Genomic DNA, 25870 nt, shown 5'->3' on the forward strand with positions numbered 1-25870 from the left:
CAAACTATGAAAAAGCGGTGATTTAATATGAATATAACTGGCATAATAACTGAATATAATCCTTTTCATTTAGGTCATGAACTCCACTTAAAATCCTCAAAAGAACTCACTAACTGTGATGGAGTTATTTGTGTTATGAGTGGAAACTTTGTCCAAAGAGGTTTACCAGCCTTAACTGATAAATGGACTAGAACTAAAATGGCATTAGAAGCTGGAGTTGATTTAGTGGTAGAACTTCCAACTCTTTTTGCAACTTCCTCAGCTGAATTTTTCGCCTTTGGAGCCGTTTCTTTATTAAACTCTCTAAATGTTGTTGATAATCTTTGCTTTGGTTCTGAATGTGGAGATATAGATTTAATAAAAAAACTTAGTGAAATTATTGTCAATGAACCACAAGAATTTAAAGAATATTTGAAAGAGTTATTAAAGGAGGGGCTTCCTTTTCCTAAAGCTAGAAGCAAAGCTTTAATGAAGTACCTAGAAAATAATAATTTTAAAATAGACTTTTCTTATTTAGAAACAGTTTTAAATTCTTCTAATAATATATTAGCCATAGAATATTGTAAAAGCCTTTATAAACTTCAAAGTTCTATAACACCTTTTACAATTAAAAGATTAGGTGCTGATTATAACAAAGAAGAACTTTCCAAAAACGAAATAGCTTCTGCATCTGCTATAAGAAAGAGCATTTATACATCAAGCATAGAAGAAAGTCTTGAATTTATGCCTAAGTCTAGTTATAAAATACTTAAAAACTCTTCATTTAGTAGTATAGATAAAATGTTTGATTTAGTTAAATATGCTATAATAAGCAATCCTAATATATTAAAGGAAATACCTGAAGCATCTGAAGGAATAGATAATAAGATAATTCAAAACATAGGAAAAGCCAATTCTTTAGATGAACTAATAAATTTATGTAAGAGTAAACGCTATTCTTATACTAGACTTAATAGAATTTTATGCCATGTTCTTTTATGTGTAGATAAGGAACTTCTGTCTCTTAGAAAATCCCCTCCTAAATATATAAGGATTTTAGGCTTCAATAATAAAGGAAGAGAAATTTTAAAAGAGATTAAGCAAAATTCAGAAATAAATATCGTTAATAAATTATCAAAATCTAAACCAGATCCCTTGTTAGAATTTGACATAAAATCCACTAATATTTATAGTCTTTTAAATTCATCTATTAAAGTTAACAGTGACTATTTAAATAGTCCTATTATTTTTTAGATAACAATAATATTATTATATGTACTTAAATATAAATACTATATATGATTTCGCAAAAGGAGGAAACCATGTATAGTATTTTATTTTTACTTATAATAATACTTAGCATAATTTTAATAAAATTATTGAAGATAAAAAGCAATATTATTTTTTCTCTATTCCTAACCCTAACTGTAATATACTTCATAATTAATCCTAAACTTTCCATGGAAGCATCCTTAGCCGGTGCAAAGTTATTTTTTTACTCTGTACTTCCAACAATGTTTCCATTTATGGTTATTTGTAATATGATAATTAATCTAGATGGAATAAAGCTATACTCAAAAATTTTGGGTCCTATACTATGTAGGCCTCTAGGATTAAGCTATCCTTGTAGCTTCGCTTTGGTAGCAAGCTTTCTTTGTGGATATCCATTAGGAGCAAAATATTCTACAGATTTATATAAGAAAGGTATTATAAGACATGATGAATTTTTACACCTTCTAAACATTGCTTCTAATATAGGTCCTTTATTTTTATTAGGTGCTGTGGGTACATCCATGTTAGGTAATTCTACTTTAGGATACTTGCTATTAATACCAAGTTATCTTTCAGTAGTTATTATGGGAATAATAACTAAAAATAAAAAAAGAGAGAAAAAAATCTCTCTTCCTGGTAAAGATATTACTGAAAGCAAGTCCCACTATAATATAGGAGAAGTAATAAAAAAGTCTATTGAAGATGCTTCATTAAATATACTTGTCCTATGTGGATACGTAATTATGTTTTCAGTAGTAATAAGCATGGTAAAAACCTTATTTGTTTCAACTGGAACATTAACAAGTTTAAGTTCCCTATTAAATATACCAGAAGATATATTTAATGGCTTATTCCTAGGAGGCATAGAGGTTACAAACGGCTGTAACATAATTGCTTCTAGTAACTTATCAATTTTAAGCAAATTATCCTTGATTTCATTCTTAAGTTCCTTTGGTGGACTTTCAATTATAGCTCAAACATCTTCTTTCTTTTATAAAGAAAATGTGTCTATACTAAAATACTTTCTTTATAAAGTTTTACAAGGAATAATTTCTTTCGTATTAATGTTCTTTATCTATATGATATTTAAAAATAATATATCAGTATTTTTAATAGAAAGTTCTTTCTTAATTACACTTTCTCCATTAATACTTATTATAGGAATAACCTTAGGATTGGCTATTTTGTATAAACTATTTATCGCCTCTTAATTCCCTAATGTTACTTCTTATTTCACTTGTTGCTTTATCTAAGTCTTCAGTGAAGCCAATAGCAAATTTCTCCATATTATTTTTCATATGGTTAAGAAAGTCTTCTCTTTTATTTGTTATTTCATTTTCTAATTGAGATAATATTTCATCAGCATATTCTCTTGAGCCTAGTCTAATAGTTTTTGCTTGTCTTTGAGCATTAGCTATTATCTCCTGGGCTCTTAATTCTGCTTCTTTTACTATATTATGATTTTCAATTCTCTTTTTCATCATTTCGTAAGTTTCTTGCTTAACACTCTCATTCTCTTTTCTAGCTTCAGCCAAGATTCTTTCCTTTTCTCCTAAAACCCATTGTGCTTTCTTAATCTCATCTGGAAGACAATTAATTACCTGGTCTATAAGTTCAATGACCTCTTTTCTATCAACAACAACCTTACCAGTTATAGGTACTTTAGAAGCCCCGTCAACAGTATCTCTTAAGTAATCTAAAATTTCAATAACTTGTGACTCCATGTTAATAATTACCCCTCCCTTCTCAAAATGCTAATCCTTTCTTCTATATCTTCAACTATTTCCTTCGGAACGAAGTTCTTTATTTCTCCATTAAAACTTGCAACTTGCTTTATTGCAGATGAACTTATATAGGAATAATTAGGGCTTGTAACCATAAATACGGTTTCAACCTCATTTGCTAATTCTCTATTCATAAGTGCCATTTGGAATTCATATTCAAAATCAGTTACTGATCTTAATCCCTTTATTATTACATCTGCTTTCTCTTCTCTCACAAAATCAATCAAAAGCCCATTGAAGCTCTTAACCTCAACATTACCGTATTTCTCAACACATTTCTCTATAAGATTAACCCTTTCTTCTATAGAAAACATACCTTTTTTATTTATGTTTATAAGAACAGCCACTATGACCTTATCAAATTTACTTGCCGCTCTTTCAATAAGGTCTAGATGTCCTTTAGTAATAGGGTCAAAACTTCCTGGATAAACCCCTACCCTCATTTTAGTCCTCCTCTATTCTATAAAAGCAAACTGTTGTATTTCCGTATTTTTTAACCTTTGTAAGTTTTATCTTTTCAGTTCCTTCAAAGATTTCTTCACTTGAATCTATCTTAGTAACTATTAATCCATCTTCTTGAAGTAAGTTCTTCTCTTCTATTATCTCTATAGCTTCTGGAATAAGATTTTTCATGTATGGAGGATCTATAAACATTAAATCAAATACTTTTCCTCTTGAAGCTAAACTTCTTAATGCAGAATAAGCATCTGTGTTTAGAGCATGACAAAAATCTCCGAATCCTAATGACTCTATATTTTTCTTTAAAACTGGAAATGTTACTGGACTTTTATCAACTAAGTAGCACTCCTTAGCGCCTCTACTTGCTGCCTCTAATCCTAAACTTCCTGTTCCTGCAAAAACATCTATAACTACTGCATCAGGAATATCCCATTGAATCATGCTAAACATTGATTCTTTTACTCTATCTAGTGTTGGTCTTGTTTCATGTGTTGGTGGTGATAATAGTTTTCTTCCTCTTGCTTTTCCTGCTATTATTCTCATTTTTGATGTCCTCCTTTGATTTTCCTTAATTATTTTATCACATTACTAGTTTTTGAACAATTTACTAATTGAAACAAATGTATCTACTATTTCTTTCAATTCCTCTCATTATTTCTGTACAAAGTTTTTTATTATCTTCATTTATGTTATTTACGATTAATTTCGCTTCATGATTAGCACATTTTAATATATTTATATCATCAACTACATTTGCCAAGATAAATCCTTCATCTCCGTGCTGTCTCATACCAAAGACTTCTCCTGCACCTCTTAATTTCAAATCTTCCTCAGCTATATAGAAACCGTCTGAACTTTCTGTCATTATTTCCATCCTTCTTTTAGTAACATCATTTTTAGTATTTGCTATAAGAATACAAGATGACTTATGTTCTCCTCTTCCTACTCTTCCTCTAAGCTGATGAAGCTGTGCTAGCCCGAATCTTTCTGCATTTTCTATAATCATCATTGTAGCATTTGGTACATTAACACCTACTTCTATAACCGTTGTAGATATTATACCCTTTATTTCCCCTTTTTTAAAGGTGTTTATAATTTCATCCTTATCTTTTCCTGACATTTTGCCATGTAAGATCTCAATTCTAATATCTTTAAATATTCCATTATTAAGTTCCTCATAAATTTTCTCAACGGAGTTTAAATTCAGTTTTTCATTTTCTTCTATTAAAGGAGAAACTATATAAAACTGTCTTCCCTTTTCAACTTCCTTTAAGGCAAATTCATAGGCCTTCATTCTATGGTTCATATCTACCAATATAGTATCTATTGGTTTTCTTCCTGGTGGAAGTTCATCTATTATAGATATATCCAAATCACTATATAAATATAAGGAAAGAGTTCTTGGAATAGGTGTTGCTGTCATTACTAAAACATCTGCTCTCTTATTTTTGTTTATAAGTTTACTTCTTTGTTCAACACCAAATCTATGTTGCTCATCTGTTACTACAAGTCCTAAGTTATTAAGATCTACGTCATCTTGTATAACTGCATGAGTCCCTATTAACATTATTTCTTTTCCTGAAGCGATTTTTTCTTTTATTCTCTTCTTTTCCTTCTCTTTAGTGCTACCTGTTAAAAGCTCTATATCTACTCCAAAATCATCTAAATATTTCTTAGCTTCAGCATAATGCTGATTAGCTAAAATTTCAGTAGGTGCCATAAGTACTGTTTGATATCCATTCATATATACATTAAACATAGATATTAAAGCAACTAGAGTTTTTCCTGAACCAACATCCCCTTGCACCAATCTATTCATAGCAATATTTCTCTTTTGATCCATCAGTATTTCTCTAAGAGTTCTAGATTGTGCATTAGTTAAAGTATATGGTAATGACTCCTTTAAATCCTTAAGAAGAGGACTCATTTTAAAACTTATACCACTATTTTCTTTCTTTATGTGAGCTTTCATCATTATTATCTTTAAAGAATAAGTAAAAAGTTCCTGAAACTTTAATCTATTTATAGCACTTTGTAATTCTACTCTTCCATCAGGAAAGTGAATACTTCTTATGGCCTCATCTAATGAAATTAGTTTATATTTTTTAACTATTTCATCAGGTAAATTTTCTTTTATAACCATATTCTTAAGTATTTCATTTATTAACTTTACTATAACCTTATTAGTTAATCCATTTTTCAATGTATATATAGGTAGTATTTCACTTTTATTAGCTTCCTTACATGGTATTAATGGATTAATAACCTCTAAAGTGTTACCAACCTTTTTAAATTTCCCCATAAGGTTATATTCATTGCCTAAAGTGAAATTCCTTTTAATATAAGGCTGATTAAACCATTTTCCAACAACTTTTAAATTATTGTATGTAAAATTAATAGTGGTCAGCGTTTTTCCATTTCTAGTTCTTATAGAACTTCCATAACTTTGAACCCTGCATTTTAAAATAGCTTTTTCACCACTTGTATCTCCACTTAGATTTATGTCATCAGTTAAAAACTCATAATCTCTAGGAAAATATAAAAGTAAATCTAAAACAGTGAATATTCCTACTTTATTAAGTTTTTCTTTAAGCTTAGGTCCAACTCCCTTTATAAATCCTATATCATCATATATGTTAATCCTAATCCCCTCCTTCAGATAAAAAAGTTCAACTAAATCTTTCTATCCAATTTCCATAGAACTATGGCGATTAATTAATAATTTCTACATCATGTTTTTTAAAAATATTACTTTAAAACATAGCCAAATTTTAAAGTAAAATTGCAAAATTAAAGGATTATAACCATAAAAATATAGCTATAACCCCATAATAAGATTTCTATTTCTATTAGTTTTAACAAAAACTAAAATTTATCTAATAAATATCAAATCTCAATTTATTCTACTGACATTATGAAGTAGTATAATGGCTGCTCTCCATTATAGCACTGAACATCTAAGTCATCATATTTTTCTTCTAATTTTTCAATTAAGGCATCAACCTTTTCTTCTTCACAGTCTTTACCATAGAATATAGTGATTAACTCTGAATCTTCATCAACTAAAGAATCTATTAAGTCTTCAGCTACTTTATATGGATCTTCTCCAACTTCTTTTATCTTACCTTCAACTAAGCCTAAGATATTACCTTCTTTGATTTCTTTTCCATCAATTTCAGTATCTCTAACAGCATATGTTACTGAAGTTGTTTTAACCATTTCCATGGCTTCTTTTAATTCTTCAACATTTTCTTCTACATCAGCCTCTGGATTAAACATAGTTATACAAGTTATTCCTTGAGGAATTGTCTTAGTTGGTATAACTCTTATATCCTTGTCTGAAATCTCAGCTGCTTGGTTAGCTGCCATAATTATATTTTTATTATTAGGTAAAATAAATATATGTTCAGCATTTAATTTTTCAATAGCTGCTAACATATCCTGAGTACTTGGGTTCATAGTTTGACCACCTTCTATAACATAGTCAACACCTAAGTCCTTAAATATGTTTTTCATACCTTCACCCATTGCTACTGATATAAATGCATATCTTTTAAATTCCTCAGCTGCAACGCTTTCCTCTGTTTCAGCCTCTTCTTCATACATACCTTCAAGCATTTCTCTGTGCTCTTCTCTCATGTTATCAATTTTAATCTTTGAAAGCTCTCCAAATTTAACTGCTTCTTCAAGAACTTTTCCTGGATTATTTGTATGAATATGGACTTTAATTACATCCTCATATCCAACTACAACTAAAGAGTCACCTTTATCTATAACCTTTGATTTAAAATCTTCTGCATGAGTTGCATCACCTAGTATTATGAATTCAGTACAATATCCAAACTTAATGTCTTCCTCACTCATAGATTCACTTCTTTGAGCCTTAGCCACAGAAGATTTAACAGCTTGAGGTGTTCCTGTAGTTACTTTTAAATCATTTTCTAAAGCTTCTTGTATTCCTTGAAGGATTATTAATAATCCCATTCCGCCTGAATCAACAACTTTAGCCTTCTTTAACGCTGGTAACATTTCTGGTGTTTTATCAAGCATTATTTTACTTTCTCTGCAGACTTCTCTCATAAGTTCAGTTATATCATCTTCTTTTAAAGCTACAGCCACTTCTCCAGCAGTTCTAACAATTGTAAGTATTGTTCCCTCTGTTGGTCTCATTACAGCCTTATAAGCTGATTTACTACCTTCTAAAAGTGCATTAGCAAATTCACTTGCATCAGCTTCTTCTTTTCCTTCAAGCCCTTTTGAGATACCTCTAAGAATTTGTGAAAGAATAACACCTGAGTTTCCTCTAGCACCCATAAGTGCCCCCTTAGCTAATTTCTTAGAAACTTCGCCAATATTTTTGCTGTTCATTCCTTCAATTTCCTTAACAGCTGCTCTAAATGTCATAGACATATTTGTTCCTGTATCTCCATCTGGAACTGGGAAAACATTAAGAGAGTTTACATATTCACTCTGTAACTCTAACTTATTTGCTGCATTACTCATCATATAATACAAGTGTTCCCCATTTATCTTATTAAATTTCATTCTGTTTTACCTCCTAGACTCTAACCGCTTGAACATTTACTGTTATGCTAGATACCTTAAGCCCAGTATAATTTTCAACATTGTACTTAACCTTTTGAATTATATTGTTTGCTATTACAGATATTTTTGTACCATACTCTACCATAACAAATACTTCTATTGTTAACTTATTAGTCTTATTATCTATTTTTACGCCTTTTGTTAAGTTTTCTATTCTCATTAACTCCCAAAGGCCTTCTGTAGCGCTCTTAGAAACCATTCCAACGACTCCGTAACATTCCATTGTTGATAACCCAACAATTTTTGCTAAAACGTCATCAGTGTAAGACACATTTCCATATTCATTTGAATATCCAATCATGGCGATTCCTCCTCAACTATTACATATACTATATTCTATATTAAATACATTTATTATTCAAGAACTATATATGTTTAGCAACATATTTTTAAAGATTTATTTTAATATTATACTTGCACAATTAGTATATCTTATGATAGAATATTATCTGTCCTATTGAAGATTTTATCTTCATTTTAAAGGAGGTGTTTTTAATGGCAAGAAGATGCGAGATTTGTAACAAAGGAGTTGTCGCTGGAGTACAATACAGTCACTCACACAGACAATCAAAGAGAACTTGGGCTCCTAACATAAAAAAGGTTAAAGCAATCGTTAAAGGAACACCAAAAACTGTTCACGTTTGTACAAGATGCTTAAGATCTGGAAAAGTTCAAAGAGCTATATAAGAAATCTTTGGCAAAAATGCAGTTATTAAACTGCATTTTTATTTTGCACAAAAATAAGGGATAAGTCTTACTTATCCCTTATTTTTTCCATCTTATGTATTAGATTTTTTATTACCCTTAAAAGCCCTAACTATCTTAGCTAAGAATTTTGGCAACTTAATAGTCATTATTCTCATAAACTCTCTCCTACCTTTAAAATTATTTCTCATTTTATTTTATGCAGAAGAAACTCAAATTGTGTTTAATCTCTTGAATATATAACTAAAACTTCACCTTTTTCAAAGGATATTTCAATATATTCATCAATAAACTCATTAGAAACACATAATGAATCTCCTATTAAAAGTTTATGATTATGTAGTTCATATTTAGAACCCTTTATAGAAAAATTGTTTACTGGTGAACCAAATGCTTGAAAAGATATATATGCTCCAAACTCTTTTTTAAGAGTTGTCCCTTTATTCTTTAGATAAATTTTATTATTATCATCAATAATATATGCCTCTATGCCTCTTACTAAAGATTCTCTTAAAAGTCCTAAGTTAGCCATAACATGGTCTAATCTTGTTCCTGTAACCCCTAAAAAAACAATTTCTGTTACCCCTAGCTCCACAGCTTTAAAAAATGCAATTTCTGTATCAGTATTATCTTTTTCTGGATTAAATTTTTCTATCTTTATATTATCTAATATATACTTAAATTCTTCTCCTATGGAATCAAAATCTCCTAGGGCGTAATCTGGAGTAAAGCCATTTTCTAAATAAGCCTCAACCCCTCTGTCAGCAGCTATTAATAAGTCACAATTTTTAATCTCACTTTCTAATAACTCTTTACTAGGTTTTTCTCCTCCAGCTATTATAAGTGCTTTCATATTATAGTGCCTCTCTTAAAGCTTTAATGTTTTCTTCTATTTTATCTTCTTTAAATACAGCTGATCCAGCAACTAAAACATTAGCTCCTGCTTCTACTATCTCTTTTATATTATTTGCACCTACTCCTCCATCAACTTGGATTAATAAGTCTTCTTTACCGCATGCTTTAGCCATTTGTTTTACTTCTCTTATCTTGTATAAGCTATATGGTATAAAACTTTGTCCTCCAAAACCTGGATTAACAGACATTATTAATACCATATCTAGTGAAGATATTAAATTTTGAAGCATTGAAACTGGTGTTCCTGGATTTAAAGCTATTCCTGCTTTGCATCCTTTACTCTTTATATAATTTATTGTTCTATCAATATGTCTATCTGCTTCATAGTGTACAGTTATTAAGTCTGCTCCTGCACTTATGAATTCATCTACGTATCTTCCTGGTTCCTCTATCATTAAATGAACGTCAAAAACAAGATTACTTAGTCCTCTTATGGCTTTCATTATTGGAAATCCAAAGCTTATATTGGGAACAAAATGACCATCCATTACATCTATATGTAAGAACTCTGCCCCACCTTTTTCTACTCTCTTAACTTGTTCTCCTAAAATACTGAAATCTGCTGATAATATTGATGGTGCTATTTTAACCATTAATTACCCCTCCTATTTATTATCTCTTCTAAGGTTTTTATATAAAATTCATATCTTAGCTTATTTATTTTACCCTCTCCAACTGCTTCTTTTACAGCACACTTAGGCTCTTTATAGTGATTACATCCATTGAATTTACAAAGGTTATTGTACTCATTAAATTCTGGGAAACAATACTTTAAACTGTCTCTATCTATAAAAGTAACATCTAAAGTAGTGAAACCTGGAGTATCCACTAAAAATCCATTATCTACATCTATAAGTTCACTATGTCTAGTAGTATGCTTACCTCTTCCAATTTTCTCACTTACACTTCCAGTTTCCATATGATCTCTATCTATAAAAGCATTTAAAAGCGTAGATTTTCCTGCTCCAGAGGGACCACAAAGAACTGTTATGTTATTTGCTAATCTTTCTTTTAAGGCATCAAATCCTTTTCCTGCCTTAGCATTTATGAAGAGAACCTCATAACCTATATCATTTATTAATTCTTTTAATTTTTCCTTTTCTTCTTCTGTACATAAATCTTCTTTATTTAAACAGACAACAGCATGTATGTCATTATACTCACAAAGAGTTAAAAATCTATTTAATAAATCTAAATTTATATCAGGATTCTTTATTGCAAATACAACAAAAGCTTGTGTTACGTTTGCAACAGTTGGTCTTATAAGCTCTGAGCTTCTCTCATGTATTTCTTCTATTACACCTTTTCCATTCTCTACTTTTATTGTAACTCTATCACCTACCATAGGTTTTAATGAATTGTATCTAAACTTTCCTCTAGCCTTACACTCGATAATTCCTTCTTCTGTTTTTATATAATAGAATCCACCTATTCCTTTAATTATAATTCCTTCCATATTTCCTCCCTATCTTTAATAGTATATATTCTTATAATAAACAAATTTTAATATAAAATGCAAGAAGCTTAAGCATTATATATTAACTTCTTTCTCTCCTAACACTGATTTCTATTTATAATTAATAAAATTCTCCCACTTATAAAAATTTATAAAATAAAAGGGAGTATTAACTCCCTTTTATTTTATATTATGATTTTTTATTTGAAGTACTAGTACTTGCATGTTGACCATTTGTACTAGTTTGATTTGGATTATTTGGATTAGTTGATGAATCTCCACCATTAGTTTTGTCTCCATCATGGTTTTGATCTCCGCCATTAGTTTGGCCACCACCATTATTTTGATCTCCACCATTATTTTGGCCGCCACCATTATTTTGACCGCCATTATTCTGGCCACCACCATTATTTTGACCACCATTATTTTGACCACCATTATTTTGGCTACCATTATCACTTGGCTCAGTTGGTTTTGGTGGAACATAATCACCATAATAATTAATTGTTATAGTTAATTTTTCCCCTTGTTTAATTGTAAGAGATCCTGATTGGCTTTGGCTATAAACTTTACCAGCCTCACCTTCACTCTTAGCAGCATCACCCTTAACAGCATTTACTCCAACACCAGCATTAGCTAGGATAGATTTTGCTTCATCCACACTTTTTCCAGATACATCTGGAATATTTACTGTTGTTGTTTTTATTTCTTTACCTTTACTTATAGTGACATTTACTTTAGAATCCTTATCTACTGATTCATTAGCATTTGGACTTTGATATATAATTTGTCCCTTTGGAACACTATCACTATATTCATAGCCTACATCTCCAAGTTTTAACCCTAAATTATTTAAAGTACTCTTAACGCCATCTAAATCCATTCCTGCTAAATTTGGAACCTTTATTTGGCTTTCTCCTCCACTAATAGTAAGTTTTACTTCACTACCACTCTTTACAGTAGCATCTACACTCGGATCAACCTTTAATACAATTCCTTTTTCTTGGTCGCTTTCTTCTGTAACCTCTAATACCTTTAATCCTAAAGCTTCTAACTGACTCTTAGCATCTTCTGCCTTTTCGCCAACAACATTAGGTATTTTTACATCTTTTTCTTTTCCGCCTTCTACAAATTTCTTCATACCTAAGAATCCAAGTGATATACCTAACACAATTACTAAAATAGTTGCAAGAACTATTAGTATTTTTGATTTTGTCTTCTTTTTCTTTGTAGTTACAGGCTTCTTATCTTTATTTTCAGCTACTTCCTGATTTTCGTCTTCATCATCGTCATCTTCATCATCATAATCATAACCATCGTCATCATCTTCATCTTCTTCAGGCTTACTAGTATCAGCATCTGGAACAACAACTGGAGACATAACTCTTGTAAATTGTTCTTTATCCGCTCCTGCCTTTGATGATATTACAACATCAGGATTGTTTTTTATTTTTTCTAAATCACCTATTATTTCCTTAGCCGTTTGATATCTATTAATAGGATCCTTTTCCATAGCCTTTAATATTAAATCATTTAAACTATCTGGAATATTAGGGTTTATATTTTTAGGAGGTATTGCTTTCTCCTGTATGTGTTTTACAGCTACGGTAACTGGTGAGTCTCCATTAAAAGGAACAACTCCAGTAACCATTTCATATAAAACTATTCCTAAAGAATATAAATCAGTTCTATAATCAGTATAAGTTCCTTTAGCTTGTTCTGGAGAAAAATAATGTGCTGACCCCATAACACTATTAGTATGAGCTATTGTTGAGGAATCCATAGATTTAGCTATTCCAAAGTCTGTTACTTTAACAACACCTTCTTCTGTAACTAAAATATTTTGTGGTTTAACATCTCTATGTATAATTCCACTTCTATGAGCACATTCTAGAGCCTTAGCAACTTTTATTCCTATGCTTATAGCAACCTCATAAGGTAAAGCTCCCTTTTCTTGGACTATGTCCTTTAAAGTTTTACCTTCTATATATTCCATAACAATGTAGTTCATATCCTCTTGAGTTCCGACATCTAATACATTTACTACATTTGGATTAGATAAGTTTGCAATAGCTGTAGCCTCTTTTTTAAACCTTCTAACAATTTCTTCATTGTTTTTAAATTCATCTTTTAATATTTTTACAGCTACGAATCTATTTAGTTTTCTACATCTAGCTTTGTAGACAAAGGACATGCCGCCTTCACCTATACACTCAAGTAACTCGTACCTATTCCCTAAGATTTTACCTATCATTCTATTTCTCTCCTCCAAAAACTAACACGGTGATATTATCTCGTCCTCCTCTTTCTTTAGCCATTTCAACTAAATCCTTACATGCATTATGAAAGTCTTCAGCTTTTATTACTTTTTTCCAAATTTCATCTTCATCAACATCATTGCTTAATCCATCTGTGCAAAGTAAATATGCTTTATACTCGTGTCTATCCACCTTAAACACATCAACATCAACATTTGAATTAGTTCCTATTGCTCTAGTTATTATATTTTTTCTTGGATGCTTTTTAGCTTCTCCTTCTGTAATACAACCACTATCAATAAGTTCTTGAACTAAGGAGTGATCCTTTGTTAATTTTTTAATTCCATTTTCATTAATACCAAAACAAGCACTATCACCAACGTTAGCAATATAAACCATATTTTTAACTTCTAATATAGCTGTTATAGTTGTTCCCATACCTGATAATCCAGTACTTTCTTGACTCATATTATATATTTTAGCATTTGCATGTAATATTGCATCTTTTAATAGACTATCCAATGGTATTATTCCATAATTTTCTTTTATAAAACAAATAATGCTTTCTACAGCTCTTTTACTAGCCACTTCTCCAGCATTATGTCCACCCATTCCATCACCAACTACATATATTGAAAATTCATCTTCTCTACTATAAGATAAAAAATCTTCATTTAACTCTCTAACATTACCTTTATCTGTTACAAATCCTAACATAAATATTTCCCCCTACAGTTTTAACCCTTTTGACTTAATATAACTTCTTCTTAATTGACCACAGGCTGCATCTATGTCTGAGCCCATCTCTCTTCTTACTGTAGCTTCTACTCCATATGTTTTAAGAGTATTTAAAAATGCTTCTATATTCTTCTTAGTAGATTTTTTAAATTCATTTTCCTTTATTTCATTTACAGGAATTAAATTCACATGACAAAGCATGCCCTTTAATAATCTACCTAAGCTTTTGGCATCTTCCTTAGTGTCATTTACTCCGCTAACTAAAGAATATTCAAAAGTTATTCTTCTTCCTGTTTTCTCAATATAATAATTACAAGAATCTAAAATCTCACTAATTGAATATTTATTAGCTATTGGCATTATTGTTCTTCTCTTTTCATCTGAAACAGCATGTAATGAAATCGCTAAAGTTACTTGCATTTCTTTATCTGCCATGTCACGAATTTTCGGCACAAGTCCACATGTAGATAATGTTATATGTCTTTGCCCTATATTTAACCCATAATCAGCATTAACAAGCTCTAAAAACTTCATAACATTATCATAGTTATCTAATGGTTCTCCACTTCCCATTAAAACTATATTAGATATTCTTTCTCCTAGAAGTTTTTGTCCAATTAAAACTTCTGATAATATTTCTCCCGCAGTTAAATTTCTTACCATACCTTCTAATGTAGATGCACAAAACTTACATCCCATTCTGCAACCAATTTGTGTGGAAACACAAATTGAATTACCGTATTTATATCTCATAATAACACATTCAATTATGTTTCCATCATTTAATCCTAAAAGGATCTTCCTAGTTCCATCTTCACTAGATGATAAAGAATCTATAACTTCAGGGATACCTATATAAAAATTCTCTGAAAGCTTGCTTATAAGAGTCTTTGAAATATTTTTCATATCTTCAAAGTTAAAAACTTCTTTTTTGTATATCCAATCAAATATTTGCTTTGCTCTAAAAGCACTTTCTCCATTTTCTTTCATCCATTCTTTTAACTCTTCTAATGTAAAATCTAAGATGTTCTTCATATAGCCTCACCTTCCATGTTCATCTTTTTGCTAATTATTTTACTTTTTTCTTAAGCTTAGCAATAAAGAAACCATCCATGTACTTATTAGGTAATATTGTAACACTTCCATTATCATTATATATTACATTATCTGCTTTACCTAAGAATACTTTTTCAAGTTCACAGTCTGAATTGTTTTCTACAAACCAATCTATAACTTCCTCATTTTCCTTTTTATTTAAAGTACAAGTAGAATAAACTAGTTCTCCACCTTCTCTTAAATAGTTCCATGCATTTTTTAAGATTTCTTTTTGAACCTTAACAACCTCTGTTAAGTCGTTATTCTTCTTATTCCACTTTATTTCTGGTTTCTTTCTTATAATTCCAAGTCCTGAGCAAGGAACATCTAATAATATTCTATTAGCCCAATTTATGTACTTAGAATTGATTCTTGTAGCATCTCCTAATTCAACTTCAACATTAGTTAAACCTAATCTATCTATATTTTCTTGTATTAATGCTAACTTATGGTCGTGAATATCAAAAGCTACTACTTTTCCTTTATTCATCATTAACTCAGCAATATGAGTAGCTTTAGTTCCTGGAGCACTACATACATCCATAACTTGCTCATTACCCTCTAAATCAAATAAAGGAGCTACTAGCATAGCACTTTCGTCTTGAACTGTTATTAATCCTTCTTGATAAAGTTTATTTTTCTCTATAGCACTACCTCTTTTAATTATGATAGCCTCCGGTGAAAATGCTCCTTCTTCTATATCATAACCTTCTTCTTCAAGTCTTTCATAAACCTCATCATAATCAGCTTTACATGTATTTACTCTAACTGTTACATATGGAACTGTGTTTAGCCCTCTAAGTATTCTTAAAGCATCCTCTTTTCCATATTGCTTTGTGAACATTTCTATCATCCATCTGTCAAAAGAAAAATCATAACATAAAGCTTCATTATTTCTTAATCCAACTTTAAAGTTTTTATTTTCATTTCTTAGATAATTTCTAAGAACTCCATTTACGAATTTAGTTAAATTTGGATCTGTTTCCTTAGTTAAGTTTACTGCCTCATTAACTATTGCATATGGAGGTACTCTATCTAAAAACTTCATTTGGTATATAGCACTTCTTAATATGTTTACTACGCTTTCATCTATTTTTCCTATATCAGCAACAAAATTTGAAAGAATTATATCTATCATCTTTTTGTACTTTATTGTTCCATAAACAACTTCTGTTATTAATCCCTTATCTTTTGGATCTATATCATTAGATGCAAATTGCTTATTTATTTCTATATTTGAATATGCTCCATTTAATAAGACATTGTCTAATATTTCTACTATTATTTTTCTTGCATTCATATTCTAACCTCTAATCATTTGAATTTCTATTGCTTATAGCTATAAGTCTTACTAATTGTAATATAGCCATAAGTGTTGCTGCTACATAAGTTAATGCGGCTGCACTTAATACTTGTCTAGCCCCTTTCACTTCATTATCATAAAGTATTCCCTGTCCTTCTAAAAGTTTTAAAGCTCTTGATGAAGCATTAAACTCTACTGGTAATGTTACTAACTGGAATAATACAACTGCTGAGAATAATATTATACCGATAGCCACCAAACTTTTATAACTAAATAATATCCCAACAAAGAATAATATCCATGATAAACTAGATGAAAAGTTAACTACAGGAACTATAGCATTTCTAAAAACTAATGCTGCATAAGATTCCTTATCCTGTATAGCGTGACCAACCTCGTGAGCAGCCACTCCTATTGATGCCACAGAAGAGCTTCCATAAACATCTGATGATAATCTTAAAACCTTAGCTCTTGGATCGTAATGGTCACTTAATCTTCCTGGTACTTGTTGAATTTCTACATCTTGAAGCCCAGCATTATTTAAAAGAATTCTAGCAACCTGCGCTCCAGTATATCCATTTGTACTTCTAACTGTACTATACTTATTAAATGTACTTGAAACCTTAAATTGGGCCCATGCAGATATTAAAATCGCTGGTATAAGAATTAAATATGTTGGATCAAAATAAAACGGATAAAACATACCATCACCTTCTAAAATTATTTTAATACTTTACCTATTTCCACTGAGTTTCCATTTATAAATTGTTCTACAAATAGTTGCTTACTATTTGGGAATTGTAATTTTTCTATTATTAATACATCTTTTCCTGTCGCTACCTTAATTCCAGTCTTATCTACAGATATAATAGTTCCTGGATCCTTATTACTGTCACCTTTTTCTACACGAGTTTGATGGACTTTCATTGTTACATCATCATATGAAGTTAAGGCTACTGGCCAAGGATTTAATCCTCTAACTAAATTATGAATTTCCTGAGCTGAAAGAGACCAATCAATCTTAGCTATTTCTTTATCAAGCATTGAAGCATAACAAGTTTCTTCCTCATTTTGCTTTTCTGGAGTTATTTCATTATTAACTATTCCCTTTATAGTTCTAACTAATAAATCTCCTCCTCTTTCCATTAAGATGTCATGTAATTCTCCTGCTGTCATGTTATCTGTAATTTCCACTTCATCCTTTAAAAGCATATCTCCAGTATCAAGTCCTACATCCATAAGCATAGTTGTATTTCCTGTTACCTTTTCTCCCTTAATTATACTCCAGTTTAAAGGTGCTGCTCCTCTAAATTTAGGAAGTAATGATGCATGTAAGTTTATACATCCAAACTTAGGAATATCTAAAACTTCCTTAGGTAATATTTGACCAAAAGCTACTACTATTATGAAATCTGGTTCCATACTTCTTAATTCTTCTATAGTTTCTGGCTCATTTTTTATTCTTAAAGGTTGGTAAACTGGTATATTATGTTCTAAAGCAACTTCCTTTACAGGAGACATCCCTAATTTCTTACCTCTTCCTTTTGGTCTATCTGGTTGAGTGAAAACAGCTTCTACTCCAAACTCTTCTATTAGACTCTTTAATGATGGAACAGCAAAATCTGGTGTTCCCATAAATACTATCTTCATGTCTTATTCCTCCTCAGTCTTAAAGTTCATGATCTATAAAAAGCACTCCATCTAAATGATCATATTCATGTTGTATAGCTCTTGCTAAGAAGCCTTCAGCGTCTAATATAAACTCTTTTCCATTAGAATCTAAAGACTTTATCTTTATTTTATTAGCTCTTTTTACTGGTTTATGTCTTCCAGGTAAGCTTAAGCATCCTTCTTCATCAGTTTGCTCTCCACTCTTTTCTAGAATTTCTGGATTGATAAACACTCTAGAACCTGCTCCATCCATAGCATCTACAACAAATACTCTTTTAAGTATTCCAACTTGTGGTGCTGCTAATCCAACGCCATTATTTTCATACATAGTTTCTATCATATCTTCTGTTAAAACTTTTATTCTATCATTAACATCATCAACTACTCTACATCTTTTTCTTAGTATTTCATCATCATTAAATCTTAGGTTTCTTATTGCCAAAATAGGTTCCTCCCTTACATTAAACTATTAGGGTTTATATCTAAACCAATCTTAATCTCATTATAAACATCTTTAGATAATTCATAAACCCCTTTTTTTATTTTGTTGCATACCTGTAAATCTAAGTTTCCTTTGATTAATATTTGCCATCTATAAACATTTTTTATTTTACTTATAGAACAAGGACATGCCTCGTATATAAATATATTATCATATTCTTTTAATATATTACGTAAATACTTCTCTAATTTTTTTGCAAAGAGCTTTATTTTTATTTCTCCTTTTGCACTTAAACTTATTAAGAATAAATCATCAAAAGGTGGATATCCCATAACTTTTCTTATATTTATTTCTCGTTTAAAGAACTCATCATAGTCATTATTTTTGGCACATGTTAAAGCATAATGTTCAGGTGAGTAACTTTGTATTATTACATCTCCTTTTTTATCACCACGCCCTGCTCTACCACTTACCTGTGTTATAAGCTGAAATGTTTTTTCACTTGACTTATAATCTGGTAAATTTAAAGACATATCTGCTGCCATAACTCCAACTAAAGTTACATCTGGGAAATCTAGTCCTTTAGCTATCATTTGAGTTCCTATTAATATATCAGCCTCTTTACTTTTAAAAGAATTATAAATTTCCTCATGAGAATTTTTCTTTCTTGTTGTATCCACATCCATTCTTAAAACTTTTGCTTCTGGAAAATAATGATGAACTGCCGCCTCTAATTTTTCTGTACCTACTCCAAAATGTTTAACATAGGTACTTCCACATTTAGGGCAAATTTTAGGCATCCTTGCTGTGTTTCCACAATAATGGCAAATTAAGTATCCATTATTATGATAAGTCATTGATATGTCACAATTGTTACATTTAAAAACAAATCCACAACTTCTACAAGAAACAAAAGATGAAAATCCTCTTCTATTTAAAAACAAAATTATTTGTTCTTTTTTCTCTAATCTATCTTTTATTTTCAAATATAAATCTCTACTAAACATAGTCTTATTGTTTGCTCTTAATTCTTCTCTCATGTCAACAATAGAAACATCAGGAAGTTCCCCATTATTAACTCTATTTTTAAGTTCAATAAGCTCATACATTCCCTTAAGAGCTTTATAATAACTAACCACACTTGGAGTCGCAGATCCTAAAACTACCTTACAATCCTTTAAGTAGCTTAAATACTCACAAACCTCTATGGTATTATATTTAGGATTCATATCTGACTTATAACTACTTTCATGCTCTTCATCAACTACTATTAAGCCTAAATCATTAAAAGGTAAAAATATAGCTGACCTCGCACCAATAACAACCTTAACCTGGTCATTTTTCACTCTATACCATTCATCATACCTCTCTCCATCTGAAAGTCTACTATGAAAGACTGCTACATCTTTTCCAAATCTTCCTTTAAATCTTTCAATCATTTGAGGAGTTAATGCTATTTCTGGTACTAAAATCAAAGAGCTTTTCTCAAAGAGAAGCATATAGCTAACTAAGTTCATATAAACTTCAGTTTTTCCACTTCCCGTGACACCTTTTAATAAAAAAATATTTTTATCACTTTCTAAAACAGTATCATATGCTTTTATCTGTTCTTCATTTAGACTTTTAGGTGGATAAGGCTTAAACTCTCTTAAGTCTTCTCTAGAAACTCTTACTTCTTCAATATAAGCACATCCTAATTCTATTAATTTATTTATCATGTATGTTGATACATTGAAAAACTTATTCCATTCTGTCTTTGTGAAACCACCACTTTTTTCCTCAATTAACTCTAAGGCTGTTCTCTGTGGTTCACTTAACTCTTCTATATATTCCTTAAATAATACAACCTGTTTTGTTTTTTCTTTATTACCACTCATTATTCTAGGTGGAATCATAACTCTTATAGCATCTATATACTTACATAAATACTTTTCTCTTAAAAAGTAAATAAGTTTTAAAGAATCTTCACTTAATAAGGGTTTTTCATCACAAACAGCATATATAGCCTTATACCTTATATTTTTATTTTCAACATTATTTAATATTTTTAAAACAAAACCTTCAATTTTTTTATTTCCATTTCCAAAAGGAATCAACACCCTATGGCCTACCTCTATCTTATGGACTAAATCTTCTTTAATCTTATATGTAAAAGGCTTATCAATTGTAACAGCCTCACTATTTACAATTACTTCAGCAAATTTCTCCAAAATAATCACCCTTGTTCATATAGAATAAAAAGGCGCAATTAGCGCCCTTTTATAATATCAAATATGTTCTTTGCAACCTCTCTTTTAGACATCTTTTCTAAAGATATCTCTTCACCAGATTTACTTATTATAGTAACCTTGTTTTCATCACTAGCAAAACCTGTTTCTGGTTTACTTATATCATTTGCAACAATATAATCTAGAGCTTTTCTCTCTAACTTACCTTTAGCATTTTCTGATACATTGCTACTTTCTGCTGCAAAGCCAACTAGGATTTGATTTTTCTTCATTTCCCCAAGAGTGTGTAGAATATCTCTATCTCTCTCAAAGACTAAATTTAAATCATCCCCTGTTTTTTTAATCTTTTCACTACTATAGTTCTTAGCTTTATAATCTGCTACAGCTGCAGATTTAATAACTATATCAGCGTCTTCAAACTCTTTTTTTATAGCATCAAACATTTCTTCATTAGTCTTAACATCAATAACCTTAACCCCATGAGGTTTTATTAAAGAAGTAGGGCCTGATATAAGAACAACTTCTGCTCCTCTATCTCTGGCTTCTTCTGCTATTGAGTATCCCATTTTTCCTGAAGATCTATTTGTTAAAATTCTTACAGGATCTATTGGCACTACAGTAGGTCCTGCAGTAACAACAACTTTCTTACCTACTAAATCACTAGTAGAATGTAACCTTCTCAATGTTTCTTCTGCAATAACTTCGGTATCTTGAAGTTTACCTTTTCCCTCATCACCACATGCTAATCTTCCACTAGCTGGTTCTACGAATTCATAGCCAAGCTCCTTAAGAAGACTTATGTTTCTTTGAACTATAGGATTCTCATACATGTTTGTATTCATTGCAGGGCAAAAAACAACTGGCGCCTTTGTTGCCATTATAGTTGTTGATAACATATCGTCAGCAATGCCATTTGCAACTTTTCCTATAATGTTTGCCGTAGCTGGTACAATAAGCATTAAATCAGCCTTCTTAGCTAATGATATATGTTGTATTTCCCAAGCCTTTGGTTCAGCAAACATGTCTGTTATAACCATGTTTTGACTTAATGATTGAAAAGATAATGGTGTTACAAACTCAGTAGCGGATTTAGTCATTATTACATGTACTTCTACATCTTTTTTTCTTAGTCTGCTTATAACATCTAAAGCTTTATAAACAGCTACTCCTCCACTTACTCCTACAACAACACATTTCTTATCCTTCATGTCTCTTATTTCTCCTCAGCGTCTTTGTAATTTACAAATCCTTGGTCGATTTCGTTTATAGCTATTGTTAATGGTTTATTTGACTCAACATCAACAAAAGTCTCTGCTCCGTCAATTATTTGTCTAGCTCTCTTTGAGCTTAATATTACTAAAGAATATCTATCTTCTACCTTTTTTAATAATTCAACGATTGATGGATTAATCATAGAGTTGTTCATGCATTTCGTCCTCCTTTGACTCTAATATATTTTCTTTTAATCTGTCTACTCTACATTTCTCTGCTAATAATATAGCCTCTATTTTTTTCACTGCATCTTCTACATTATCATTAACTACAGCATAATTGTATTTTGATACATAATTAATTTCTTTATAAGCTGACTTAAATCTAGTCATTAAGCTTTCAGGAGTTTCACTACCTCTTTTTATGATTCTTTGTTTAAGTTCTTCCATTGAAGGAGGTAATATAAATATAAATACTCCATCAGTAGCCTTTTCCTTAACCTCTAAAGCACCTTGTATATCTATTTCTAATATTACGTCTTTTCCTTCATCAAGCATTTTTTCAACGCTTGATTTAGGAGTTCCATAGTAATTTCCATAAACTTCAGCATGCTCTAAGAAATCATCTTCTGCTATTCTTTGTTTAAACTCTTCTTTTGTTAAGAAGTGATAATTTACTCCATCAACTTCTCCTACTCTAGGACTTCTAGTCGTAGCAGAAACTGATATGAATATGTCATCATGTTTTTCTAATAAAGCTTTACAAATAGTTCCTTTACCCGCACCTGAAGGACCAGAAATAACTATTAAAACGCCTCTATTGTCCTTATGTATTTTATTCATCATCTTCAACAACTACTTCTTCCTTAGTTGATAATCTGTGAGCCACTGTCTCAGGTTGAACAGCTGAAAGAATTACATGATCTGAATCTGTAATTATTACGGCTCTTGTTCTTCTACCATAAGTTGCATCTATAAGCATACCTCTATCTCTAGCTTCTTGTATGATTCTTTTTATAGGTGCTGATTCAGGACTTACTATTGCTACTAATCTATTAGCTGAAACTATGTTTCCAAAACCAATGTTAATTAACTTTATACTCATTTGCTACCTCCAATTATTCTATGTTTTGAACTTGTTCTCTAATTTTTTCAATAATATTTTTTATATCTATAACCTTATTGGTTATTTCTAAATTTGTTGACTTTGATGCTATAGTATTAGCTTCTCTGTTCATTTCTTGTACTATGAAGTCTAACTTTCTACCTATTGGCTCATCTAAAGTTAAAGTTTTTCTTAATTGATTAATATGACTTCTAAGTCTTATTATTTCTTCGTCAATTGAAGCTTTATCAGCAAAAACAGCTACTTCCATAGCTACTCTGTTTTCATCTACTGGAACTTCTCCTAATAAAGTTTTAAGTCTATCCTCTAACTTTTGCTTATAAGCACTAACAACAACATCTGCCTTATTTTCTATAAAAGCTACTATTTCTTCTATAGAGTTGCATTTAACTAATATGTCACTAGCTAATTTCTCACCTTCAACTTTTCTCATAGAAACCATATTTTCTATAGCATCGCCTAATAGTGAGTTTATTTCTTCCCATATAGCATCTAAATCTTCTGATTTTTCTTCTATAGTTATTACATCTGGGTATCTAGCCACTAGTGATAAGCTTAAATCATCTTCCATGTTAGGAAATAAAGATTTTAACTGTTCTAAAGAACCAACATAACTTTTAGCTAATTCTTCATTTAAAACAGCGCCACCTTGATTTTTAGCATAATCTTTATAATTTATAAAGATATCAACTTTTCCTCTATTAAGCTTAGAAGAAACAATATTTCTTATTTTTTCTTCTAAAGAAACCATACTTCTTGGCATTCTTATGTTCATGTCTAAATATCTATGGTTTACACTTTTCATTTCTAGAGAAAATATTCTATCTTTTCCCTCTTCACTAGTTGCTCTCCCAAAACCAGTCATACTTTTAACCATAAAGAGAGCCTCCTTGAAAATAATATAAATATACTTTAATATAAAATCCCTATAATAACAAGATATTATTTACAAATTGTTAACATTTGTTTTCACAAAAAATTTTCAATCTACTCTTCTAAATATTCTCTAGATGGAATTGCTATATATATTACTAATAAAAAAGACTTTGCTCAAAAACCTCAAATTATTTATTACAAAATAATCATCGATTTTCAGCAAAGTCTTTTAAGTGCTTAAATTAAAGAAACATGAGATTTTATTAATATATTTTATATAGTCTTATTAGCCGACCATTTGAGTTATTATAGGTAAGCAAAGTTTTATTACAAATATAACCGCTAATACCTTCATTACCATTGATAACTCTTTTTTATCTTCTTTCTTCTTAGTAAATATATTGTGTACTAAGTTTAATATTACATATGCTAAAACTCCGATTGTTAATCCATCACCTATACTATAAGTTAAAGGCATTAAAGCTATTATTAAGAAAGCTGGTACAGCCTCTGTAATATCACTAAAATCTATTTTTAACACACTAGTTAACATTAAATATCCAACATATATTAAAGCTGGTGCAGTAGCACATGATGGCACTGCTACGAATATTGGTGAGAAGAACATTGCTATAAAGAATAACGCTCCTATTGTTATAGCTGTTAATCCTGTTCTACCACCTTGCTCAACTCCAGTGGCACTTTCAACATAAACTGTTACAGTTGATGTTCCAAGTAAAGCCCCTGCAGTAGTTGCTATGGCATCTGTCATTAAAGCTCTACCTGCGTTAGGTACTCTTCCTTTTTTATCTAACATATTAGCTCTTGAAGCAACCCCAATTAAAGTTCCTACTGTGTCGAAGAAATCAACAAATAAGAATGTGAAAACTATAGTTATAAAGTTAAATATATGTTGTGGTGAAGTTAAGTATGAGAAATCAACTTTTCCAGCTATAGGTGCAATTGATTCAAACTTAAATATTCCATTTGGTAAGTATATTCCAATATTAGCTGCAGCTTCAGTATTAATTAAGGCATATCCCCAAGCTAAAAGAGTTGAAACTACTATACCAACTAACATTGATCCTTTAACTTTTTTCTTTTCTAAAATTACTATTATACAAAGACCAATCATAGCTATTAACATCTTAGGACCTACTTGTCCCATAGCAACCATTGTGTCTGGATTTCCAACTACTATTCCTGCTCCATTAAATCCTATGAAGGCTATGAATAAACCAATACCTGCTGTAACTGCATACTTTAAATTTATTGGTATGGCATCAACAACGGCTTCTCTTACTTTAAATAATGATAAAAGTATGAATATTATTCCTTCTACAAAAACAGCTGTAAGAGCTACTTCCCAAGATATTCCCATTCCTATAACTACTGAAAAAGTAAAGAATGCATTCAATCCCATCCCAGGAGCTAGTCCAAATGGTAACTTTGCATAAAGTCCCATTATTAAACATCCTATGACAGCAGATATACATGTTGCTGTTACTACTGCCCCTGCTGGCATCCCTGCCGCACTTAATATTGATGGGTTAACAGCGATTATATAAGCCATTGCTAAGAAACTTGTTGTTCCGGCTAAAATTTCTCTCTTATACTCACTTTTGTGTTCAGGTAAGACACGTAAATTTTCTTCTTCGTGTAAAACATGAATTTTATTTTCCATAAAAAACCTCCAAATTCATCTTAAGTTCATAAATATAAAAAGCTATTTTAAGCTTAGTAAACT

The 25870-nt window shown here is 30.5% G+C and carries 27 protein-coding genes; 3 read left to right on the forward strand and 24 right to left on the reverse strand.

Going from position 1 to position 25870, the window contains the following annotated elements; genetic code table 11:
• Nucleotides 1-27 precede the first annotated feature (27 nt).
• Together AC2A4K_RS12030 and ylbJ are read left to right on the forward strand one after the other, a co-directional pair.
• Nucleotides 28-1233 carry a nucleotidyltransferase gene (locus AC2A4K_RS12030; RefSeq protein WP_322502733.1) on the forward strand — a complete coding sequence of 402 codons (1206 nt, stop codon included), beginning with the start codon at nt 28-30 and terminating at the stop codon, nt 1231-1233.
• Between the two features lie 68 nt (nt 1234-1301).
• Entirely contained in the window at nt 1302-2462 is a 1161-nt protein-coding gene (ylbJ, locus tag AC2A4K_RS12035) for a sporulation integral membrane protein YlbJ (protein WP_322502734.1), read from the forward strand.
• Here the strand turns inward: ylbJ and AC2A4K_RS12040 are convergent.
• From AC2A4K_RS12040 to AC2A4K_RS12065, 6 genes are all read right to left on the reverse strand, one after another.
• Nucleotides 2445-2975: an ATP synthase subunit B family protein gene (locus AC2A4K_RS12040; protein ID WP_322502735.1), complete on the reverse strand. Its 531-nt coding sequence runs from the start codon at nt 2973-2975 to the stop codon at nt 2445-2447. The genes ylbJ and AC2A4K_RS12040 overlap by 18 nt on opposite strands.
• Nucleotides 2976-2983: 8 nt before the next feature.
• Entirely contained in the window at nt 2984-3478 is a 495-nt protein-coding gene (gene coaD, locus AC2A4K_RS12045; protein WP_322502736.1) for a pantetheine-phosphate adenylyltransferase, read from the reverse strand.
• A 1-nt stretch (nt 3479) separates the two neighbouring features.
• Nucleotides 3480-4037, reverse strand: coding sequence for a 16S rRNA (guanine(966)-N(2))-methyltransferase RsmD (gene rsmD, locus AC2A4K_RS12050; protein WP_322502737.1), 558 nt, complete (start codon nt 4035-4037; stop codon nt 3480-3482).
• 64 nt (nt 4038-4101) lie between these two features.
• Nucleotides 4102-6135 (reverse strand): ATP-dependent DNA helicase RecG, encoded by a 2034-nt coding sequence (gene recG / locus AC2A4K_RS12055; RefSeq protein WP_322503251.1) that lies wholly within the window; start codon nt 6133-6135, stop codon nt 4102-4104.
• A gap of 257 nt (nt 6136-6392) precedes the next feature.
• Nucleotides 6393-8039, reverse strand: coding sequence for a DAK2 domain-containing protein (locus tag AC2A4K_RS12060; protein ID WP_322502738.1), 1647 nt, complete (start codon nt 8037-8039; stop codon nt 6393-6395).
• A 13-nt stretch (nt 8040-8052) separates the two neighbouring features.
• The gene (locus AC2A4K_RS12065) at nt 8053-8400 is read right to left on the reverse strand and encodes an Asp23/Gls24 family envelope stress response protein (RefSeq protein ID WP_322502739.1); all 348 of its coding nucleotides are present in this window, start codon (nt 8398-8400) and stop codon (nt 8053-8055) included.
• Nucleotides 8401-8594: 194 nt separating this feature from the next.
• Between AC2A4K_RS12065 and rpmB the strand changes: the two genes are divergently transcribed.
• Nucleotides 8595-8786: a 50S ribosomal protein L28 gene (gene rpmB, locus AC2A4K_RS12070; RefSeq protein WP_003458496.1), complete on the forward strand. Its 192-nt coding sequence runs from the start codon at nt 8595-8597 to the stop codon at nt 8784-8786.
• A gap of 92 nt (nt 8787-8878) precedes the next feature.
• Here rpmB and spoVM read toward each other — a convergent pair whose 3' ends face one another.
• From spoVM to AC2A4K_RS12160, 18 genes are all read right to left on the reverse strand, one after another.
• A complete protein-coding gene (spoVM, locus tag AC2A4K_RS12075; protein ID WP_416173348.1) occupies nt 8879-8995 on the reverse strand; it encodes a stage V sporulation protein SpoVM in 117 nt (38 codons plus the stop codon).
• A 32-nt stretch (nt 8996-9027) separates the two neighbouring features.
• Complete coding sequence (locus AC2A4K_RS12080; RefSeq protein WP_322502740.1) at nt 9028-9657, reverse strand: thiamine diphosphokinase; 630 nt, start codon at nt 9655-9657, stop codon at nt 9028-9030.
• A gap of 1 nt (nt 9658) precedes the next feature.
• Nucleotides 9659-10312 (reverse strand): ribulose-phosphate 3-epimerase, encoded by a 654-nt coding sequence (rpe, locus tag AC2A4K_RS12085; RefSeq protein ID WP_322502741.1) that lies wholly within the window; start codon nt 10310-10312, stop codon nt 9659-9661.
• Complete coding sequence (gene rsgA / locus AC2A4K_RS12090) at nt 10312-11175, reverse strand: ribosome small subunit-dependent GTPase A (RefSeq protein WP_322502742.1); 864 nt, start codon at nt 11173-11175, stop codon at nt 10312-10314. Before rsgA ends, rpe begins: the two co-directional genes overlap by 1 nt.
• A 190-nt stretch (nt 11176-11365) precedes the next feature.
• Nucleotides 11366-13429 (reverse strand): Stk1 family PASTA domain-containing Ser/Thr kinase, encoded by a 2064-nt coding sequence (pknB, locus tag AC2A4K_RS12095; RefSeq protein ID WP_322502743.1) that lies wholly within the window; start codon nt 13427-13429, stop codon nt 11366-11368.
• A gap of 1 nt (nt 13430) precedes the next feature.
• On the reverse strand, nt 13431-14150 hold the full coding sequence (locus AC2A4K_RS12100; RefSeq protein ID WP_322502744.1) for a Stp1/IreP family PP2C-type Ser/Thr phosphatase: 720 nt from the start codon (nt 14148-14150) through the stop codon (nt 13431-13433).
• 12 nt (nt 14151-14162) lie between these two features.
• A complete protein-coding gene (rlmN, locus tag AC2A4K_RS12105; protein WP_322502745.1) occupies nt 14163-15206 on the reverse strand; it encodes a dual-specificity RNA methyltransferase RlmN in 1044 nt (347 codons plus the stop codon).
• Between the two features lie 34 nt (nt 15207-15240).
• Entirely contained in the window at nt 15241-16566 is a 1326-nt protein-coding gene (gene rsmB / locus AC2A4K_RS12110; protein ID WP_322502746.1) for a 16S rRNA (cytosine(967)-C(5))-methyltransferase RsmB, read from the reverse strand.
• Nucleotides 16567-16576: 10 nt separating this feature from the next.
• On the reverse strand, nt 16577-17272 hold the full coding sequence (locus AC2A4K_RS12115; RefSeq protein WP_322502747.1) for a zinc metallopeptidase: 696 nt from the start codon (nt 17270-17272) through the stop codon (nt 16577-16579).
• A 17-nt stretch (nt 17273-17289) separates the two neighbouring features.
• Nucleotides 17290-18219 (reverse strand): methionyl-tRNA formyltransferase, encoded by a 930-nt coding sequence (gene fmt / locus AC2A4K_RS12120; protein ID WP_322502748.1) that lies wholly within the window; start codon nt 18217-18219, stop codon nt 17290-17292.
• A gap of 19 nt (nt 18220-18238) precedes the next feature.
• On the reverse strand, nt 18239-18682 hold the full coding sequence (gene def / locus AC2A4K_RS12125; protein ID WP_322502749.1) for a peptide deformylase: 444 nt from the start codon (nt 18680-18682) through the stop codon (nt 18239-18241).
• A 14-nt stretch (nt 18683-18696) separates the two neighbouring features.
• Nucleotides 18697-20892, reverse strand: coding sequence for a primosomal protein N' (priA, locus tag AC2A4K_RS12130; RefSeq protein ID WP_322502750.1), 2196 nt, complete (start codon nt 20890-20892; stop codon nt 18697-18699).
• 38 nt (nt 20893-20930) lie between these two features.
• Nucleotides 20931-22118, reverse strand: coding sequence for a bifunctional phosphopantothenoylcysteine decarboxylase/phosphopantothenate--cysteine ligase CoaBC (coaBC, locus tag AC2A4K_RS12135; RefSeq protein WP_322502751.1), 1188 nt, complete (start codon nt 22116-22118; stop codon nt 20931-20933).
• A 5-nt stretch (nt 22119-22123) separates the two neighbouring features.
• A complete protein-coding gene (gene rpoZ / locus AC2A4K_RS12140) occupies nt 22124-22336 on the reverse strand; it encodes a DNA-directed RNA polymerase subunit omega (RefSeq protein WP_322502752.1) in 213 nt (70 codons plus the stop codon).
• Nucleotides 22317-22967: a guanylate kinase gene (gene gmk, locus AC2A4K_RS12145; RefSeq protein ID WP_322502753.1), complete on the reverse strand. Its 651-nt coding sequence runs from the start codon at nt 22965-22967 to the stop codon at nt 22317-22319. Before gmk ends, rpoZ begins: the two co-directional genes overlap by 20 nt.
• Nucleotides 22957-23226, reverse strand: a complete 270-nt coding sequence (gene remA, locus AC2A4K_RS12150) for an extracellular matrix/biofilm regulator RemA (protein ID WP_003458433.1) — start codon at nt 23224-23226, stop codon at nt 22957-22959. Before remA ends, gmk begins: the two co-directional genes overlap by 11 nt.
• 13 nt (nt 23227-23239) lie before the next feature.
• Complete coding sequence (locus AC2A4K_RS12155; RefSeq protein ID WP_322502754.1) at nt 23240-24124, reverse strand: YicC/YloC family endoribonuclease; 885 nt, start codon at nt 24122-24124, stop codon at nt 23240-23242.
• A gap of 285 nt (nt 24125-24409) precedes the next feature.
• Entirely contained in the window at nt 24410-25807 is a 1398-nt protein-coding gene (locus AC2A4K_RS12160) for an NCS2 family permease (protein ID WP_322502755.1), read from the reverse strand.
• Between the last annotated feature and the right edge of the window lie 63 nt (nt 25808-25870).

This window comes from Clostridium sp. LIBA-8841 (assembly GCF_057782475.1).